Origin of the sequence: Paenibacillus taiwanensis DSM 18679 (genome assembly GCF_000425125.1) — a bacterium.
Classification (GTDB): domain Bacteria; phylum Bacillota; class Bacilli; order Paenibacillales; family Paenibacillaceae; genus Paenibacillus_B; species Paenibacillus_B taiwanensis.
Map to the genome: position 1 here is coordinate 307,432 of NZ_AULE01000023.1, position 19,382 is coordinate 326,813.

Here is a 19,382-nt window from a genome sequence, read left to right on the forward strand (position 1 = left end):
ATACGCGAGTAAGTGTGGACGGAATCCTCCGTTATCGGGAATGCGCAGAATAGCGCGACCAAGTGCTGCACAGCATAAGGTCAGTAGAAGCACACGAAGATAGCGGAAGCTTGTCTTGTGCGGCATGCTGACGATAGGATGACGTGCAGAATAAGGGTGGTACCACGAGTATATACTCGTCCCTTCTGGGACGGGTTTTTTTTGTATTCTGGCAGAACAACGAAGAACTAGAGAGATAAGTGAGCTGAAAGCGAGGAGCTGGACATGGGAACGACAAACGTAATGATGGAGCATATTGTACGCGCGCATCACGTACTGAAGGAAGTAATTGTACGCACGCCGCTACAGCGTGATCCGATACTGTCTGCAAGATACGATTGTAATGTGTATTTGAAGCGGGAAGATTTGCAGGTTGTCCGGTCATTTAAAATTAGAGGCGCCTACAACAAGATTCGTCATCTGTCTGAGGAAGAACTGCAACGAGGCATCGTATGTGCTAGTGCAGGCAACCATGCACAGGGCGTAGCGTTTTCTTGTCAGGCTCTTCGTATTCAGGGCACCATTGTAATGCCTAGCACGACGCCAAGTCAGAAGGTAACACAAGTGAAGCGGTTCGGTGGCACCTATGTAAATGTAGTGCTGACAGGGGATACGTATGATGATGCTTACGAAGCAGCTATGAAAGTGTGTGACGAAAATGGCATGACGTTTATTCATCCGTTTGATGATCCTTACATCGTAGCAGGTAATGGAACCGTCGGGATGGAAATTATGGAGTCGCTTGATGCCCCCGCAGATTATACATTTGTGACGATCGGTGGTGGAGGACTAGCGGCAGGTGTAGGCTCTTACATTAAGACAGTAAGTCCGACCACACGCATAATCGGGGTAGAACCGCAAGGTGCAGCGTCTATGACTGAGGCGCTAGCGCAAAAAGAAGTTGTAACTTTGCAGCATATCGACAAATTCGTAGACGGTGCGGCTGTCAAACGTGTGGGGCAGCTTCCTTTTGAAATTTGCTCCCAGGTGCTTGATGACGTGATTCACGTTCCAGAAGGCAAAGCATGCACGACTATTTTACAACTCTACAATGAAAGCGCGATTGTAGTAGAGCCTGCGGGTGCTTTAACGATAGCGGCACTGGATTTGTACCGTGAACATATTCGTGGGAAGACAGTGGTGTGCGTAGTCAGTGGTGGTAACAACGATATTGACCGGATGCAGGAAATCAAAGAACGTTCACTTATATATGAAGGATTAAAATATTATTTCACGGTTAACTTCCCGCAGCGTGCGGGAGCCCTGCGCGAGTTTTTGCAGGAGGTGCTCGGGCCAAATGATGATATTACGCGGTTTGAGTATTATAAGAAGCATAATAAGGACAATGGGGCAGCGCTGGTGGGTATAGAACTCCAGCATCCTGACGATTATGCGCCATTGCTCGCACGGATGAAGAAGAAAAACTTAACTTATATTGAAGTCAACAAAGATTCTGTCTTGTTTGACTTGTTAGTGTAAGCTCGTAGTTGAACTGGACAGACGTTACCGTTATATTATGGAGAATAAGCATAGTCCCTTGTGCACTATAAATAACAATTTACTTGTTGTGAGGACATTCAGAAAGGTTGATATTATGGAGAACTCGAATCACACTTCTAATTTTATACGTAACATTATCGTGGAAGACCTAAAGGAAGGTCGCGTGAATGAAATCATTACACGTTTTCCACCAGAACCGAACGGCTACCTGCATATTGGGCACGCGAAGTCGATCTGTTTGAACTTTGAACTCGCTAAAGAATTTAAAGGCCGCGCGAACTTGCGATTTGATGATACGAATCCGATTAAAGAAGATCAAGAGTATGTCGATTCCATTAAGCAGGACGTGGAATGGCTTGGCTTTACATGGGATGAGCTTAATTTTGCGTCGAATTACTTTGAAGAGATGTACAATCGGGCTATTGTGCTCATCAATAAAGGTAAAGCTTTTGTGTGCGACTTGAACGCTGAGCAAATTCGTGAGACGCGTGGCACGCTGACGGAGCCAGGCCAGAATAGCCCTTACCGTGATCGTACTGTGGAAGAGAACTTGGAGCTGTTCGATCGTATGCGCAAGGGAGAGTTTGGGAACGGGGAGAAAGTGCTGCGTGCCAAAATTGACATGTTATCACCTAACATTAACTTGCGCGATCCGGTCATTTATCGAGTGTCTCACACGCCGCACCACAACACGGGCGACCAATGGTGTATTTATCCGATGTATGCTTTTGCACACCCGATCGAAGATGCTATCGAAGGGATAACGCACTCTATTTGTACGCTGGAGTTTGAGGATCAGCGTCCATTTTACGATTGGGTTGTCGCAGAGACAGAAATGGAAAAGGTTCCTCATCAATATGAATTTGCACGTTTAAACTTGACCAATACGGTTATGAGTAAACGGAAGCTGAAGCAGCTCGTGGATGAAGGAGTGGTTGACGGCTGGGACGATCCGCGTATGCCAACGATCTCTGGTTTGCGCCGTCGTGGCTTTACACCGGAATCGATCCGTACGTTTTGCCGCGAGATTGGCGTGACGAAGAGTAATGGAACTATCGACTCGAAGTATTTGGATTACTTTATTCGTGAAGACCTGAAGTTGAAGGCTCCACGCACGATGGGTATTCTTAAGCCGCTTAAAGTCGTCATTACGAACTATCCAGAGGGCGAAGTGGAGTGGCTGGACGCTGAAATCAACCCAGAAGTTCCAGAGATGGGTCTGCGCCAGATTCCGTTTTCGCGCGAGTTGTATATTGAGCAAGACGACTTTATGGAGAATCCTCCAAACAAGTATTTCCGCTTGTTCCCTGGCAACGAGGTGCGCTTAAAGCACGCATACTTCATTAAGTGTAATGACTTTGTGAAGGATGAAGCAGGTAATGTGGTGGAAATTCATTGTACGTATGACCAAGAAACGAAGAGTGGCAGCGGATTTACAGGCCGTAAAGTAAAAGGCACGATCCACTGGGTGGAAGCCACACACGCCGTTCCAGCGGAGTTCCGCTTGTACGAGCCGCTTATTCTGGATGAAGCGGAAGAAGCAGAGGGCGAAGGCAGCTTCCTCGATCATTTGAACCCAAATTCGATCGTAACGGAGCAGGGCTTTGTTGAGCCAAATATGAAGGATGTGCAACCTCAAGATAAATTCCAATTTTTCCGTCATGGCTACTTTAATGCTGATTCAAAGTATACGAAGGATGGCAATATTGTATTTAACTTGATTGTATCTTTGAAGAGTTCTTTTGAACTGCCCAAGTCATAATTTCATCTGCATGTGAAGATCGACAATTGGCTAGTCAAATAAATGTGAGGATGTTTGCGGCTTGGTCCGTGGCATAACACATAAAGTACACAAGTAAGTACATGAACAGCACCGCTACTCGGCGGTGCTGTTTTTTTAAATGTCAGACAAGGAGTGTGTGCTGTATATGATGTTCACCTTAAGAGGTAAAGGAAGCACTGCTCTGTACGATTAACGTGTTGATGAAGGCCAGGAATCAAGCTGGATGGCATTGATCGCACAAATTCGATCCCGCGTAAGCGCAAATGTAATCGACTCGATTACATGGCGATTTGATATTTGTTGGTCGGCATGAAAATCGCGAGGTGATAGCCAATCCTCATCTAATGGCGACACATCATCAAAATTAGGCGGATATACGGCGATGACCCGAATACCTTCTGGCTTTAGCCGCTGGCGTAGTCGATCAGTGAAGCCTGCTTGAGCGAATTTGGCAGCGTAAAATGCTTCGTGGGCGGTCTCGTGTTGATAATTAGGCAAGCCACAAACCGATATTATATTTACAATGTCAGCGGCTGTTGAGCGACGCAGCAGGGGCAGCATGTGGCGTGTTACGAGCGAGGTGCCTAAGGCGGCGGAATTAATCGTATCACTGATGGCCTCATCGGTGACACTGTCCAGATCACCTTCAAGCCAGGTAGCCCCGTTATTGACGACAATATCGATAACAGCTGTTTCCTCGGCAACTGCTGTACAGAAAGCTTGAATTTGTTGCGGACTGCACAGATCCACAATATACGTTTTTGGAAGATGTCCCGTTGTGTCTTGAATCTGTTGACACGTTTCATCCAGACTTCCTGCTTGGCGAGCCGCTAGAAACAATTCGGCTCCCATTTCTGCAAATCGAATCGCCATAGCTCTCCCTAATCCTCTTCCTGCTCCAGTGATGACAACTTTTTTTCCTGCCAAGTCCATAGTTCTTTCCTCCGTCTGCAAACGATTTGTCCCTACAAGTAGAAAGGTATATGCTGTAAGCGCGAAGTAAACCAGCCAGTTGTAGAGCGATCATATTAGACCGCTCATAAAAAGGCTAGTTAGCCTCTCCTACATTCTAAACATAAATGTTTAAAATGTATAGTTATAGCGTCGATATAGAGGGAATTGGATTGGCATGGGAGCAGCACCATATGACCACATCACACCAAAAGCCCGTCGCCAGCATAAAGAGGGACGGGCACTAAACGGTAACACCTTTAAAATGTGAAGATGAATAGGTGTTGTGGATCTTAACTTATCTGTATTCACAAGTATTCGACATTCATAAGCATTCGGGGTTACAGCTGAAGAGCTGTTGATACGGACAGATCAGCTACTTCATCGGCTGTCACTTCGCGTCCAAGCTTGCTGGACAGGTAAATTCCTTCGCTAATGAGCATCGTATCAAGAGCGAGTTGGGCAGTTGGCAGCAGCGGCACAATACCCTGAAGAGCAGCAATCCAATGATGCTGTGAGGAATCGTATGCCCATTCCGTATCTCGCAGCATATGCCAGCGGCGGTCCATCGCCTCAAGATCAATCGTGGCATCGAAATCGATATCACAATCCGTATAATGATAGCTTAATCCCTCTGTATCTTTAGCAGCTGGCAAACGGATTCCTCCTGTTGCTCCTACGATGCTGCTTCCTTCAAAAGCTCCCATATGAATGGACCAAGCCTCAATGATATCTAGCGTGATGCCACCTTCAAACTTTACAAGGCCTACACCAAGCTCTTCTACATCAAACTGGCTAATATGTCGTCGTTCGGCAAGCATATCCATCTCTTGATAGGTTTGCCCGCTAATCCGCACAGGTTTAGGAAGGCCTAGCAAATATAACAGCTGGGAGATGTGGTATACGCCCATGTCATACATAGCTCCACCCGAGGCGGTAGCTTTGCGGGTAAAGGCAGGTGTTCCGTAACCATCAACGTAAGGTCGACCACGGCGTCGGTAGCCTGTTGAACGTGCATGGTACAGCCTGCCGAGCTTTCCTCCGTCAATAATGGCTTTGGCAGCCTTAGTTTCTTTGGCGTACAAATTGCCAAGCTGGATGTGCAGCAGCTTGCCGGACGCTGTTGCTGTCTCCATCATTGCAATGGCATCACGATAGGAGCCTGCGATTGGCTTTTCACAGTAGACATGCTTTCCAGCTTGCAGCGCCTCGATTGCAATTGGCGCGTGAAGATTGTTATGCAGGCAGACGTCGATGGCATCGATGTCATCACGATGCAGCAGCTCGCGGAAGTTACTAGTGTATACGGGAATATTGTACTGAGCAGCTACACCTTGTGCCTCAACCAGATTTGTATCACATACGGCAACAAGCTCTGCGTCCTTTATTTTAGAATATTGATCTAGGTGATGCTTGCCGATTTGGCCCACTCCGATAACGGCTATTCTCTTGGCTGTCAATTTGAAGCCCTCCTTGCTTGACGTGTGACGGAAGATATAAGCAGATAAGCAGCAGTAATTAAGTTAGTTTATCTTGTACAAAATGTGAGTTTATTCTAGTTGAGAGGACGACGTGGCTGCAACAGCTGCCTCTAGGTGACTTTGCAATTGTTGCAGTGCATGAGCAATGGCTGCACGTTGGTCCTGTGGGGCATTATACTCAACTGCCCAGAACCCTTCATAGCCTGCCTGAAGGAGTGGGCTGAGCAAGGCTGGTGCATGATCAGCTTGTAGTGTCTTCTGATCGATGTGCACATGCTTGGTCCAAGGAATTACTTGCGCGTCGCCTGCAAGCGCAAATTGCTGTCTTTCCTCTGAGGAGCTGCTGCTGCGTGCATAAGACGGCACGGCGTGCTGCCATCTTCCGAGGTGCAGCAATACACCGTAATTTGGATGGTTGACCGCTTCAGAAATGCGGACGATTGAGGCAGGATTCAAGGCAAAGCCGGTATGATTTTCGGGCCCGACCCAGTAACCGCCCTCGGCAGCCCGCGCAGCGTATTCGTGGTAGCGCGTGGCAATGTACGTAAGCGCCTCATCGGACATCGTATCGGAGCCGTGCATTACCGCATCGATGCGGACGGACTTGGCGCCTAGCATCTCGGCAGCTCTAAGGTGGGACAATGCGTTCTGGTGCAGTGCTTCACGCACCTCTGGGTCCGGGTCCCATAGATGGGCTGTATCCACTGCTATATTGGCCAGTGTCATCTCCCGTTCCTTGAGGGCCTGTGCAATTCGTTTTATCGTATCGTCATCGGCGACCGCCCAGAGTGGCCGTGACGTATCAGCAAAGAAGGCATTCCAAAGATCGATTGCCTGAAGTCCGAATTGCGTATGCACCGTCTCTATATAAGAGAAGACGTCCATTTTTCCTTCCACGCGTAAGTTGTTAAAAGAAAATCCGCCAATCGATATGTTCATGGTGGGTTGAACCTCCTTCGAATGCTATTTATACAATATGTCACATCATACATTCGAGCGTAGCAGATAATAAGCGACAGAACAAAGTCATTTGTGAGCAAAATGATACCGTTTACATGGGGATATTTGCCTTGATCTCGATATAACGCCCTCAAGCTGACTTTTCTACAGAATCGCAGCCTGTTTTGTATGTAATGACCTTAATCTTGACACGATAAGGAAAGATAACCAATTCGGTAAACGCCTTGTAACCACATCAGCTCCATTTTTCGGTATAGTGATAGCAGGAGGGGAGGTATGGCATTCCATGCTTGAGGAAGAACAAGCAAATAACAATGAATCTGTTGAGAACGACAAGGAGCAGACCAAGCCTTCTATCGTGTCTTATTTACATCATATATGGAAGAAATATACGATATACATTTTAACAGCGGCGAGTATCCTCTTCATTGTAATTGCAAGCGGTGGCTGGTTTATATGGAACACGATGAACGATAACAACCTTCCTGCCGGATATCGAGTATTTGGCTTAGATGCAAAAGGGATGAAGCCTGATCAATTGCGAGAACAGATGCAGCGGCGGATTGAATCGTGGGAGCAGACAAAGATCGTCTTTATTCCAGATCGAACAGACGCTACGCTCAGCAATCTGGCCTCACAATCGCTTACATTAAAGGAACTGGGCATCTCGTTTAACAGTGTGGAAGCGGAGCAGCAACTTGAGGACTGGAGCAACGGTGGCTTCTGGAAGAGACTACAGCTGAAGGGTGAGCTGCCTACTCAAAATGTTAGCGGTGCTATAACTGTCGATCAGGAACAGCTGTGGCGGACGATGAGTGATACTTATGGCGAGGCCATTAATCGTAAGCCGAAAGATGCTGAAGTGCGATATGATATACCTTTAAAACCTAGTTATGTAAAGGAAACGGACGGTATCGAGCTGGATGCATTTCAGTTAAAGCAGCAGTTGACGGAGCAAGTATCCAAATACGTACTAAACAAACAAGAGCAGGCTAGATTGTTAATGCTGCGAATGCCGCTAATTACAGTGCCTGCAAACGTTACGCTCAGTACGTTGCAGCAGCGCAAGCCAAACGCACTTCTTGCTGAATATACGACCCGAATCGCCGATAGCGGTAAAGGACATTATCATAATATTGAAGCGAGTGCTAAAGTGTTAAATGGACTAGTTCTTCACCCAGGTCAGCGTGTAAGGTATCAAGATATTGCCGATAAGACGGAGCAAAAGTATGGGTTGCAGGAAGCTCCGGTCATAGAGAAGGGCAAGCTCATAGATGGCATTGGCGGCGGCTTGTGCCAGACGTCCACCACGATGTACAATGCGGCGCTGCGCAGCGGGCTTCAAATTGTGGAGCGTCAATCCCACTCGCTCCCTGTTGGTTATGTGCCCTTGGGGCTGGATGCAACTTATTCGGACAATGGTCCCGATTTGGTTATTCGTAACAACACGGAGGGCGACGTCGTTTGGACCAGTCGAGTGGAGGATCATAAGCTTACGATTCGGCTTTATGGGCAGAAAGAGTCTGGAACGACGTATCAAGTCGAAACGAGACTTGTGAAAGAGACGCAGCCTGCTTCGGTGTACGAGTTTAAAGGGGTTACAAAAGAAAAGCAAACCCATGTATTACAAAAGGGTAGAGCGGGCTATGTCCTTGAAACTTATCGCATTAAACTTGTGAACGGGATTGCGGTTGCAAGAGAGAAGCTAAGCAACTCGGTCTATCGCTCGCAGCCGACGCATTATACCGTTGAGGAGACGCAATTTGTTCATACACCAACAACGCCGTAGCTGAGAGCTACGGCGTTGTTTATAAGGGGAACTAATCGGGTATCCATTTATATGAAGTTATACGATGTCATGTTTCGGATCAGAGGTGAAGATGTTTAGGGTGAGGAATGAAACAACCGGGGGAATCAAGCTCCAAGTCCCGTTTATTAATTCTTCTCGTTTCTAAGCTTTATGCACGCTTGGCGCCAACGTATGTTTTCTGTGCCCAACTGGAACCCATGCTGGATACTTTGACACTTCGCGCGGAACCTGAATTGGCTTCAATAAACTTATTGTCGCCGACATAGATTCCAACGTGAGTAATCCGAGTTCCTCCAGAAGAGAAGAAGACAAGATCTCCTTTTTGAGGATTTTTCATCAAAGTGCCTAACGATTTGTACATATCATGCGCCGTGCGTGGCAACGCTGTTCCATGTTTGCGGAATACGTAATTTACGAATCCTGAACAATCAAAGCCGTTAGGCGAAGTGCCTCCCCACACATAAGGTACACCAAGATAACTGTAGGCCGAATTTAAAATTTTATTGGCTTGAGTCGTAGGCGCCGGGGAGCTTGTTGTGACTTCAGGTATCTCCTTGTAACGGTTCACCTGTGGCAGTGACTTTGTTAAAGAAGGGTCCCATTTAAATTGCAAATTCATCTGGTCAATGAGAAAACGAAAAGGCACGTATGTATTGTTCTGATAGGACCACGGGCCGTCTCCCATTTGGACAGCTTGTCCATCCACTACGACTTGGCTGTCGCCGGTGCGAAAGCGAAGCTTCTTAGTACCGTCAGTAATCGTAATTTCCAAGTGATCTTCATCTATAGTAGACCATTCCAGGTCATAATTCATTTGATCCGCAAATGCACGCAGGGGAACGTAAAGGTTCTCTCCGCCTTCCAGAATAGGAACTGTTCCGTTAAACTGGACCGTATTATTATTGATTGTCATCGAAATATTTTTTGCGCTTGTATCTGCGTAAGCTTTTGTGCCGAGCGCGCCGTCCGACAAGAGCATGCATCCAAAAACAGCGCTCGCAATAAGAGCAGCTCGTACTGCAACCTTCAAAACATCGCCTCCTCAATAGTTGTCTGCCATCTGTGTTATGTCGTGTGCGACGTTCAGTGGACATACACGATCCTACCATATCAATGGTAAATCTACCAATAGTCTGGGAGAACCATTTATGACAGAATTGTAATTTATAAAAATTATCTTACAAAATTGTAACCTTGTCAAAGGATCAGGCATAGGTAATGTATTCCTGCGACAGTTTGTGGATGAGGGCGATCCGTATGTTGGACCGATATAAGACAGTTTTGTGAACAGAGCCCTTATTGTTATGGATCAGGGGCTGTTTTAAGTTTGCATCCGAGCTGTAATGGGTAATAAGCCTTGATCGTGGCGCTCAAACGATCTGAACACTGGATATCGTTACAATCGATGAACAGGGAGGCTTATTGCCATGCAAGTATCACTTAGAAGAGTTCAACATGATCAGCATCTAGGAGTGGCGCATACACACAGTATCAGAATTGATCCAAGAACGTTCAGCGAAGGTGATGATGCTGGATTTCGTCCTTCAGAACTATGGATGCTAGGACTTGCTTCCTGTCTAGGGCGCTCCATTCAACAGTACGCGGATAAACAGGGGTGGACCATTCAGCATCTTGGTATTGAAGTAGAGGATGCTCTGGATGAATACAATCATATTCAGCAGCTGACTTTTTATTTGCGTACAGAAGGTATTGCTTATGCTGCACGTGTGGAAATGTTTCAAGCCGTGCGCTATGGCAGCAAGCTGCTGCGTACTGTGAGTTCGGAAATTAACATTCGATTTGTAGATCAGACTTCCTCACCGCAGGTGCCACGTCAGCATTCTGATAGTCTAGGGGAAAGTGTGAGTAAGGGTAAAGAGCTTTACCTCGTATAGGCTTCACACAGGACTTTGTTAAGGTGTACGCATTATATATGACGGGTTCCGCCATTGAAGAGGGGAACACGCATCATTAGGATATACTAGAAGAGGCAGACCGGACTCGCTTCGGCACATGCCTCTTTTGTTTGTGTGCAGCGGTATATTCGTATTATAAGGTAAAATATGGAATGTAATATTATCGCGGTCGCGAACCTATACGAAGATATAGATTACGTTTACAATAGATAAGGTACCTGCATGCAGTAGATGAAAGGAACAAGATCATGTTCAAACATTTCTATCAAAGGTATTTCAAGCGCAAACTGTTTAATAAGCTTATTGTCATCTACTCCTTAATTGCGGTTGTGTCACTGGTGACGTTGTCAGTGTTCGCTTATCAATTTTATGCGCGTAAAGATATCAACACAGCCGTTATGGAACAACAACGTACAGTGGATACGATTAATCGCTACTTCGATCAGAAGAATGAGATGGCACAAGCGATGATTCAGCAGCTATACCAGGATAATACGCTAATTGAAGATACGATCTATTTGCTGGAGCACGGATATGAGTCGTATTTGAAGTTCAGACTGGATACGTACAGCAAGAGTAACAGCTTTTATGCACGTGACTTCAGGGATTTCTATTCGAATCAATTTTTGAAAGACTCAGACGTACGCAACATCATTTTATACAGCCAAAAGCAGCATTTTGCTTATATGTTTAGTGGCAAGGGTGATCCGAAGCTGTACGAATGGAAAGGGCCAGGCCGTGAATCGCCTGAATTTATTATTGAGCGATACATGGGGATTGGCAAGGCAACGCTTGAACAGCCGAGCACGCTGACAGATGCGGTAAAGAACGTGCATGACATCGACGAACATGCCGCTCTAGGCAGTGAAATGGGCACGATAAGAGACAGCAAAATTAGTGGGACGGAAGAGGTAGCGGTAACATCTGAGCGCACTTTTGTGACCATCAATAATCGTGTAAATAACAAAGAAACACTTATGACCGCTGGTGAGATTAGTATCGATTTTAATACGAGTGGTATTGAACGTAATATTGACTACGAACAGCGTGAGGCGCAATACGCTGTAATGAATGGCGATGGTCAACTGATTTATCATTCAAAGACGTGGGATATGAAGCGTTTTGAGCAAAATGCTGGCAAAATATTTGCAGTAGACCGCAGCAATCCTGAGCCTACCAAGCTTGAAGGGTATGGTACGACATATGTAAACATGTCCCAAATGAATAAGCTCGGTTTGACGGTCATTGCTTTGCTTCCGCAAGAGAGCATTACTTCTCATTTGTCTGGATTACGTAACACGATTATGTTTGTGACAGCGCTTATCATTATTGCGGTTGTGTCCTTAACTTATTTTTCTGTTATTCATCTTTCACGCCGCACACAGTCCATCGTTATGGCTATGAAAAAGGTTCAGGATGGCAATCTGGAAACGAGAATACCTGTTAACCAAGAGGATGAATTGGGGCTTATTGCTCAGAGCTTTAACCGGATGTGTGAGGACTTAAAACAGTACATTAATCGTTTTTACAAGTCGGAGCTGAAGCAGAAGCATGCCGAGTTGATTGCACTGCAAGCGCAGATTAAGCCACATTTTTTGTATAATACACTAGAAGTCATTCGGATGCGGGCCGTGTCTAAGGGAGCACACGATGTAGGGGATATGATATATAATCTGGCCTCTATTTTCAGACATATGGTCAAGGACAAAACGATGATTCTGCTGTATGAAGAAATTGAAAATAGTAAGCGTTATCTGGAACTGACACGTTTGCGGTACCGAGACAAGCTGCAATACACCATTCGAATGGAGGAGCATATAGGCGGCTACAACATTATGAAGTTATCTGTACAGCCGATCATTGAGAACTATTTGGTACATGGGCTTGGCCTGGAGAGGACAGACAACCACGTGCTGATCGAGGCGGTAAAAGCAGACAATTGTCTCGTCATCTCTGTGTCAGACAACGGGAAGGGTATAGCACCTGAACGGTTGCAGCAGATTCAAAACGATCTGAATCATCCTGAATTAACGGATCATGGTTCTTTAGGGTTAAAAAATGTGCATGATCGTCTTAAAATATTATATGGAGAACAAGCAGGCTTGACCATAGACAGCGTCGTGAATTCGGGCACTGTCGTTACGCTGCGCGTGCCGCTTCAATAAGGCTGATGTCGGAGGCGGCAGGCACCAACGATGGGGGGATACGATATGTATGATGTGTTTCTAGTGGATGATGAACCGTTCATTATAGAGGGATTGCAGTCTATTCTGGAGTGGAATGATTACGGCCTTACCATTGTAGGACAAGCCGAAAATGGGGAAGAAGCATGGAAACAGCTTCAGGAGAGGCCTGTGGACCTTGTTGTGACAGATATAATGATGCCGAAGATGACAGGGCTTCAATTAATTGAGAAGGTCAAAGGATTGCATCCACAGACCCGCTTTATTATATTGAGCGGCTACAATGAGTTTGTATATGTGAAGGAAGGCATCAAGCTCGGTGTTGAAAATTATTTGCTAAAGCCAATCAATTTGGAAGAGTTCTGCTCTACACTGGAAACGACAGTACAGAAGTTGGATCAGACGCTTTCACATAAGCAAGCAGAGCAGCACAATCGGGACATTTTGCGTGATAATGTTCTTTATCGCTGGATTAGAGACCAGATTCATCTCGAAGAGCTCCAACAGCGGGCTGAATTGCTTGGTATCCACTTTTTGCATCCTTATTACTGGACGATTCTAATTCGCACTGAAAGTGATAATGGCTTGGAATTGGATATGGACCTCAAGCAGCAGGAGAAGCTGGCTAAGGGTGCACAATCGTTCGTCAAGGAGTTTGCTGAAGGGTACTGCATTCGGGAATGGGACGGCGAAATTGCGCTGGTTATAGGTCTCAATCAGTCTGCTGACAAGGCATTGATCACAGAACGATTAATTCGTTGGAAGTTGGACGTGGAGAAAGAGCATGATACAACGCTCCAGGTGACGACGGGCAGCGTCCAATCGGGTTATGCCCTGGTAGCTGTCAGCTATGCTCATGCGAAGCAGGTTCAGCCTTACCATCTGGTTAAAGATGAGGACGGTATCATTGATTACGATGAAACATTGAACTATCGTTCATCACGTCCTTCGTCCGTGCAGCCGGACATTAATCCTTATGTGAAGTTGTTGTACGCAAAGGATAAAGACGGCATTCATCGGCTGCTCGATGACGATTTTGAACGCCTGCGTGTAGTTGAAGGGGCAGAACCTCGTGATATTCGTAACTTTGCAGTAGAGCTGCTTATTGCATGGAAGCAGTCGATAAATGATGAGGCGCTGCATGCATCCGAGGGAGAGCAGGATTGGTTTGATGCTGTATATCGGATACAGTCCATACAAGCTCTGAAGGAGCATTTGGAGCAGGCGGCTGTGAAGCTGATCGACCTGCTTAATCAGCCGCAAGATATGTCGCCGGTCGTGAAGCAGGTGCTTCAGCATATTGATGATCGTTACGCCGAGGAATTATCGCTCAAGACGTTAAGTCAGGTGTACAATATAAATCCTGTTTATTTGGGACAATTGTTTCAGAAGGAAGTGCAGTGCACATTTTCAGACTATTTGAATAAAACCCGTATTAAGATGGCCAAGCAAATGTTAATTGAAACCAATTATCGTATGACCGACATTGCTGAAAAGGTAGGTTATTGGGACAAAAGTTACTTCTATAAGCAATTTAAGAAATACGTCGGCATATCTCCCAAGGAATACAGGGAGATCCATTAAAAGGAATTAATTTTCCTTTAGTTGTCCAATATAGTAAAGGGCTTCCATGGTCTGCATCTACCAAATGCGCCGTGTGTAAGCCCTTTCTTTATTTTGTACACCAAATCTAAAGTTTATTGACTGTTGAAAGCGATTTATTTCGGATACTCTAAGAGTACACCAAGCAAACAATTGCAAACAAAGCAACGGGGGATGATCGGATGCAAACCATCAAGAACATCTTAAGGAACATCAACCAAAACCGAATCTTTTTGATTATGGTACTGCCAGGGGCATTATGGTTTTTGTTCTTCTCTTACCTTCCGATGTTCGGTACTGTTATCGCTTTCAAGGACTACCGCTTTAGCCGTGACGGCTTCTTGGCGAGTCTCCAGCAAAGCGAGTGGGTAGGATTTAAGAACTTTGAATATTTATTCAGCACAAATGACGCTTACGTCATTACTAGGAACACGATCGTATACAACGTAGTGTTTATCGTGCTCGGCCTGATCTTTGCTGTAGGGATGGCTATTATTTTAAGTGAGATCGTTAACAAACGACTTGCAAAAGTGTATCAAACCGGGATGTTCTTGCCTTACTTCTTGTCCTGGGTTATCGTCGGTTACTTCACATTCAGTTTCTTGAGCGTGGATAAAGGCGTTATGAACCAGCTGCTGACTTGGATGGGTAAAGATCCGGTGTCATGGTACGCGGATACGACTTACTGGCCTTACATTCTCGTCTTCCTGAACATGTGGAAGGGTATCGGTTACTCCAGCGTTGTCTACTTGGCGGCGATCGTTGGTATCGATAAAACGTACTACGAAGCAGCAATGATTGACGGAGCTAACAAATGGCAGCAGATTCGTAACATTACGCTTCCATTTATCACACCGTTGATTACGATTCTGACGCTGCTAGCAATCGGCCGTATCTTCTATGCGGACTTTGGTCTCTTCTACCAAATTCCACGGGATTCTGGTCCGTTGTACGCGGTCACCAACGTTATCGACACTTACGTATATCGCGGTTTGAAAGCAACTGGCGAGATTTCAATGAGTACGGCGGCTGGTTTGTATCAATCGCTTGTCGGATTCGTTCTCGTTATGACATCGAACTGGGTTGTACGCAAATTCAACAAAGACAACGCGTTGTTCTAAATTAGGGGGGACTGACCTTGCGCACAAAAAAACATCGCGACGTTCACCATCTCTCACCAGGGTTGAATGTACTGTTTAATATCATAGCAGGTGGTTTTGCACTCCTGTGTGTGTTTCCATTCATCTTTGTTATTATCATCTCGCTAACAAGCGAGGCATCGTTAAACAAGAACGGTTACGCGTTCTGGCCTGAAGAGTGGAGCTTCGCCGCTTACGAATATATTTTCAAAGCAGGCGACCAATTGCTTCGATCATACGGCGTTACTATCATGATTACGATTGTTGGTACGCTTATCAGCTTGATCGTCATTGCGTTATATGCTTATGCTATCTCTCGTAAGAACTTTACGTATCGGAATTTCTTCTCCTTTATCGCGTTCTTTACGATGTTGTTTAACGGCGGTCTGGTTCCAACTTACATGGTTGTTACCCAAGTGCTGCACTTAAAAGATACGGTATGGGCATTGATCCTGCCGCTGATCATGAATGCGTTCTACGTCCTCATCCTGAGAACGTTCTATAACACAACGGTGCCGGATGCGATTATCGAATCCGCTAAGATTGACGGAGCAGGTGAGCTGCGAGCTTTCTTTACGATCGTGCTGCCAATCTCGCTGCCAGGTATCGCAACAATTGGATTGTTTGCTACACTCGGCTTCTGGAATGACTGGTTTAATGCCTTGCTGTACATCGACAATCCAGCGCTCGTGCCGCTTCAATCCATGCTCATGCGGATTGAAAACAGTATGCAATTCTTGCTTAGCAATGCACAGCTCAGCTCTTCGGGTCAATCACTCGAACTGTTGCGTACGCTGCCGCAGGAAGCAACACGTATGGCGCTCGTTGTACTGGCTACCGTGCCGATTGCATGTGCCTATCCATTCTTCCAACGTTATTTCGTACAAGGCTTAACGATTGGCGCTGTAAAAGAATAATGGTTATAGTTATAACCGGCAGGCTGTCTTCTAACGGACAGCCTGTCCGGAAATAATAAATCATCAACAGCATGCTCATTTTACAAAAGGGGATGAAACAAAATGGCAAAAGCAAAAAAATGGCTTATGATGACTTTTTGCCTCGTTATGGTCGCTTCACTCGTTCTGACTGGATGCGGAGGCAACAAAAATGAAGCAGGATCAGGTGCAGATGCAGGAACACCGGAAAAACCGGTTGAATTGGTCTGGTACACCATTGGTACTCCACAAAAAGACGTAGACAAAGTAATGGAAAAAGTCAGCGAGTACACCAAAGAGAAAATCGGCGTTACGATCAAAATGAAAATGTTCGACTGGGGTGATTACAACCAAAAAATGGGCGTAATCGCTGCTTCTGGTGAACCTTATGATATCGCTTTCACATGTTCTTGGGCTTTTGACTATGTAACAAACGCTAAGAAAGGTGCTTTCTATGACCTGACAGAGCTAGTTGACAAATACGGTCAAGGCATTAAAGATGCACTGCACCCATCCTTCTTGGAAGGTGCTAAAATTGACGGCAAGCTGTATGCAATTCCTGTAAACAAAGAGCTTCCGGCACAAAAAGTGTTCCGTTACAACAAAACATTGGTTGACAAGTACAAATTGGACGTTAACAGTGTGAAAACACTTGAAGACCTTGAGCCGCTTCTTGCAGCAGTTAAGAAAGGCGAATCTGGCGTATATCCATTGTCCGCTGGTAAAGACTTCAAATTCGACTTGCCAATGGATTTGGTGAATGAGAACTTGCCGCTAGGTGTTCGTCTCGACGACAAAGGCGACTTGAAGCTTCAAAACTTGTTTGAGCAACCAGAAGTAACAAAACATTTGGATACTATGTTCAAATACTATAAAGCCGGCTACTTGAAACAAGATGCTGCAACAGCTACAACAGGTGATGAGCAAAAAACAGGTAAATGGCTTGTAGATATGCCACAAACACAACCGTTTGCTGACACTATGTGGACTGATAGCTACGGTTATGGAATCGAATCCCACCCAGCTGAAGATCCTTACGTGTACAACTGGTCTGTAACAGGTTCCATGATGGGTGTGTCCGCTAACTCCAAATATCCGGAGAAAGCTATGCAATTCTTGAACTTGCTGAACACAGATAAATACCTTCGTAACTTGGTTAACAACGGTATTGAAGGCGAGCACTTCAAACGTCTTGCAGAAGATCGTATTGAATACTTGCCAGCAAAACAAGAAGGCTATGATATGCCGCAATTTACACTGGGTAACTTCTTTATCCTTGACAAATTGCCAACAGATCCAGACAACAAATGGGATGAGTTCAAAAAATTCAATGACGCTGCTAAAAATGCACCGTTGCTTGGATTCAACTTTGACGGTTCCAGCTTGAAAACTGAAATTGCTGCATTACAAAACGTTCGTGAAGAATTCTACCCATCCATCTTCACTGGTTCCGTTGACCCTAAAGTTTACGTGCCACGTATGATGGAAAAATTAAAAGCTGCTGGTCTTGATAAAGTTCAAGCTGAAATGCAAACACAATTGGATGCTTGGAAAGCAAGCAAGAAATAAACAGCAAGCTAGCATAACGGCATTCATTTCACCTTTGCAGATTTGACAACAGGAATGAACAATATGCCACCAGCGAAATGAATATCCCGTGCAATCAGGTGGAGCATTCGCTTCACCTGATTGTGTTTCATTTTGAAGCGTAAAATGAGCATATACACTAATAGATTACTATTGATATGGTTGGAGATAAGGAGAGAGCCGACATGGAACGTTTACCCCAAGCCGTGCTTCGCGTGATGGAAGAAGCCAATACGAAGTTGTCTGATAATCCGAAATTAAAGCAATTGTTCCTGAATTGCTTCCCGAATACACTGCAAACGACTACGAAGCTGCATGATGATGATACTTCTTACGTGTTTACTGGCGACATTCCAGCCATGTGGCTGCGTGATTCTAGTGCACAAGTGCGCCAATACTTGCCCCTTGCCAAAGAAGACGCTGATATTCGCCGTATCATTGCAGGATTGGTACGCAAACAAATGAAATATATTCAAATCGATCCTTATGCAAATGCGTTTAATGAAACACCTGTTGCACTAGATGAGATTCATCACCGTGACAACACGGAGCTGAATGGTTGGGTATGGGAACGCAAGTATGAGATTGATTCGCTTTGTTACCCGATCCAACTGGCGTACTTGTATTGGAAGACAACAGGCGATACGTCTCTCTTTACAGGTGAATTCAAGACGGTTGCTACGATCATTATGAACCTGTGGACGACAGAGCAGCGTCACTTTGAACAGTCTCCTTACCGTTTCAGCCGGATGGACTGCCGGAAGACAGATACGCTCAAAAATAACGGCATGGGTATGCCAGTAAACTACACAGGCATGACATGGTCCGCATTCCGTCCTAGTGATGATGCATGTACGTTTGGATATTTGATTCCAGCAAACATGTTTGCCGTTGTCGTACTGCGCTACCTCGAAGAAATTGCAACTGAAATTTATGAGGATGGTCCATTTGCGGATAAGGCACGTCGCTTGAAGGATGAAATAGAAGAAGGCATTCAAACTTATGGCATCTTCCACCACCCGAAATACGGCAAAATATATGCATACGAGACAGATGGTTTTGGCAATTACAACCTGATGGACGATGCTAACGTGCCGAGCTTGCTCGCGATACCTTATTTGGGCTACACAACAGCAGATGATCCGATTTATCAAAATACACGCCGCTTTATTCTGAGCGAAGACAATCCATATTACTTCAGTGGTGAGCAAGCACAAGGAATCGGCAGCCCGCACACTCCTGATCGCCACATCTGGCATATTGCTTTGTCTATGCAGGGGCTGACAGCAGACAAGCAGGATGAGGTCCAAAAACTGATCAAGCTGCTGACAACAACGGATGCTGATACAGGTTATATGCATGAAGGTTTCCATGCGGATGATGCCAAAGTATTTACACGCGAATGGTTTGCATGGTCCAATAGCTTGTTTTCAGAATTGATTTACCGCACATACTGGCTGAACAACTAATTCAATTGATATTGTTTCATGAGCAGA

14 protein-coding genes and 1 other annotated feature (1 of these 15 running past the window's edge) are annotated in these 19,382 nt (G+C 45.4%); of the genes, 10 read left to right on the forward strand and 4 right to left on the reverse strand.

The annotated features are described in order from the left end of the window. Nucleotides 1-187, forward strand: a binding site (T-box leader); it begins 154 nt to the left of the window's first position. A 77-nt stretch (nt 188-264) separates the two neighbouring features. Together ilvA and H509_RS0103580 are read left to right on the forward strand one after the other, a co-directional pair. Next, complete coding sequence (ilvA, locus tag H509_RS0103575; RefSeq protein WP_028543857.1) at nt 265-1,518, forward strand: threonine ammonia-lyase IlvA; 1,254 nt, start codon at nt 265-267, stop codon at nt 1,516-1,518. 115 nt (nt 1,519-1,633) lie between these two features. Then, entirely contained in the window at nt 1,634-3,301 is a 1,668-nt protein-coding gene (locus tag H509_RS0103580) for a glutamine--tRNA ligase/YqeY domain fusion protein (RefSeq protein ID WP_028543858.1), read from the forward strand. Nucleotides 3,302-3,511: 210 nt separating this feature from the next. On the opposite strand, the gene H509_RS0103585 is transcribed toward H509_RS0103580, so the two are convergent. The 3 genes from H509_RS0103585 to H509_RS0103595 form a co-directional block, all read right to left on the reverse strand. Beyond that, complete coding sequence (locus H509_RS0103585) at nt 3,512-4,255, reverse strand: SDR family oxidoreductase (RefSeq protein WP_028543859.1); 744 nt, start codon at nt 4,253-4,255, stop codon at nt 3,512-3,514. A 359-nt stretch (nt 4,256-4,614) separates the two neighbouring features. Continuing rightward, entirely contained in the window at nt 4,615-5,733 is a 1,119-nt protein-coding gene (locus H509_RS0103590) for a Gfo/Idh/MocA family protein (protein WP_028543860.1), read from the reverse strand. A gap of 90 nt (nt 5,734-5,823) precedes the next feature. Further along, the gene (locus tag H509_RS0103595; RefSeq protein ID WP_028543861.1) at nt 5,824-6,693 is read right to left on the reverse strand and encodes a sugar phosphate isomerase/epimerase family protein; all 870 of its coding nucleotides are present in this window, start codon (nt 6,691-6,693) and stop codon (nt 5,824-5,826) included. A 307-nt stretch (nt 6,694-7,000) separates the two neighbouring features. On the opposite strand from H509_RS0103595, the gene H509_RS26615 reads away from it, so the two are divergent. Further along, nucleotides 7,001-8,503, forward strand: coding sequence for a VanW family protein (locus H509_RS26615; protein ID WP_051286791.1), 1,503 nt, complete (start codon nt 7,001-7,003; stop codon nt 8,501-8,503). 169 nt (nt 8,504-8,672) lie between these two features. Here the strand turns inward: H509_RS26615 and H509_RS0103605 are convergent, their stop codons facing one another. Beyond that, nucleotides 8,673-9,554: a C40 family peptidase gene (locus tag H509_RS0103605; protein WP_028543862.1), complete on the reverse strand. Its 882-nt coding sequence runs from the start codon at nt 9,552-9,554 to the stop codon at nt 8,673-8,675. A 397-nt stretch (nt 9,555-9,951) separates the two neighbouring features. On the opposite strand from H509_RS0103605, the gene H509_RS24190 reads away from it, so the two are divergent. The 7 genes from H509_RS24190 to H509_RS0103640 all read left to right on the forward strand — a co-directional run bounded on the left by H509_RS24190 (nt 9,952) and on the right by H509_RS0103640 (nt 19,355). After that, a complete protein-coding gene (locus H509_RS24190) occupies nt 9,952-10,419 on the forward strand; it encodes an OsmC family protein (RefSeq protein WP_051286792.1) in 468 nt (155 codons plus the stop codon). A 269-nt stretch (nt 10,420-10,688) separates the two neighbouring features. Then, entirely contained in the window at nt 10,689-12,605 is a 1,917-nt protein-coding gene (locus H509_RS0103615; protein ID WP_028543863.1) for a sensor histidine kinase, read from the forward strand. Between the two features lie 45 nt (nt 12,606-12,650). Further along, the gene (locus H509_RS0103620) at nt 12,651-14,207 is read left to right on the forward strand and encodes a response regulator transcription factor (protein WP_028543864.1); all 1,557 of its coding nucleotides are present in this window, start codon (nt 12,651-12,653) and stop codon (nt 14,205-14,207) included. Nucleotides 14,208-14,407: 200 nt separating this feature from the next. Further along, nucleotides 14,408-15,346, forward strand: a complete 939-nt coding sequence (locus H509_RS0103625; RefSeq protein ID WP_028543865.1) for an ABC transporter permease — start codon at nt 14,408-14,410, stop codon at nt 15,344-15,346. 17 nt (nt 15,347-15,363) lie between these two features. Then, nucleotides 15,364-16,281: a carbohydrate ABC transporter permease gene (locus tag H509_RS0103630; RefSeq protein ID WP_028543866.1), complete on the forward strand. Its 918-nt coding sequence runs from the start codon at nt 15,364-15,366 to the stop codon at nt 16,279-16,281. Between the two features lie 102 nt (nt 16,282-16,383). Then, nucleotides 16,384-17,868 (forward strand): ABC transporter substrate-binding protein, encoded by a 1,485-nt coding sequence (locus tag H509_RS0103635; protein ID WP_028543867.1) that lies wholly within the window; start codon nt 16,384-16,386, stop codon nt 17,866-17,868. Nucleotides 17,869-18,071: 203 nt separating this feature from the next. Then, nucleotides 18,072-19,355, forward strand: coding sequence for a glycoside hydrolase family 125 protein (locus H509_RS0103640; protein WP_028543868.1), 1,284 nt, complete (start codon nt 18,072-18,074; stop codon nt 19,353-19,355). Nucleotides 19,356-19,382: the final 27 nt, after the last annotated feature.

Coding starts and splice junctions, on each gene's coding strand:
- H509_RS24190 (WP_051286792.1), top strand. CDS start 9,952: ATGCAAGTATCACTTAGAAGAGTTCAACATGATCAGCATCTAGGAGTG.
- ilvA (WP_028543857.1), top strand. CDS start 265: ATGGGAACGACAAACGTAATGATGGAGCATATTGTACGCGCGCATCAC.
- H509_RS0103580 (WP_028543858.1), top strand. CDS start 1,634: ATGGAGAACTCGAATCACACTTCTAATTTTATACGTAACATTATCGTG.
- H509_RS0103635 (WP_028543867.1), top strand. CDS start 16,384: ATGGCAAAAGCAAAAAAATGGCTTATGATGACTTTTTGCCTCGTTATG.
- H509_RS0103625 (WP_028543865.1), top strand. CDS start 14,408: ATGCAAACCATCAAGAACATCTTAAGGAACATCAACCAAAACCGAATC.
- H509_RS0103585 (WP_028543859.1), bottom strand. CDS start 4,255: ATGGACTTGGCAGGAAAAAAAGTTGTCATCACTGGAGCAGGAAGAGGA.
- H509_RS0103595 (WP_028543861.1), bottom strand. CDS start 6,693: ATGAACATATCGATTGGCGGATTTTCTTTTAACAACTTACGCGTGGAA.
- H509_RS0103620 (WP_028543864.1), top strand. CDS start 12,651: ATGTATGATGTGTTTCTAGTGGATGATGAACCGTTCATTATAGAGGGA.
- H509_RS0103640 (WP_028543868.1), top strand. CDS start 18,072: ATGGAACGTTTACCCCAAGCCGTGCTTCGCGTGATGGAAGAAGCCAAT.
- H509_RS26615 (WP_051286791.1), top strand. CDS start 7,001: ATGCTTGAGGAAGAACAAGCAAATAACAATGAATCTGTTGAGAACGAC.
- H509_RS0103615 (WP_028543863.1), top strand. CDS start 10,689: ATGTTCAAACATTTCTATCAAAGGTATTTCAAGCGCAAACTGTTTAAT.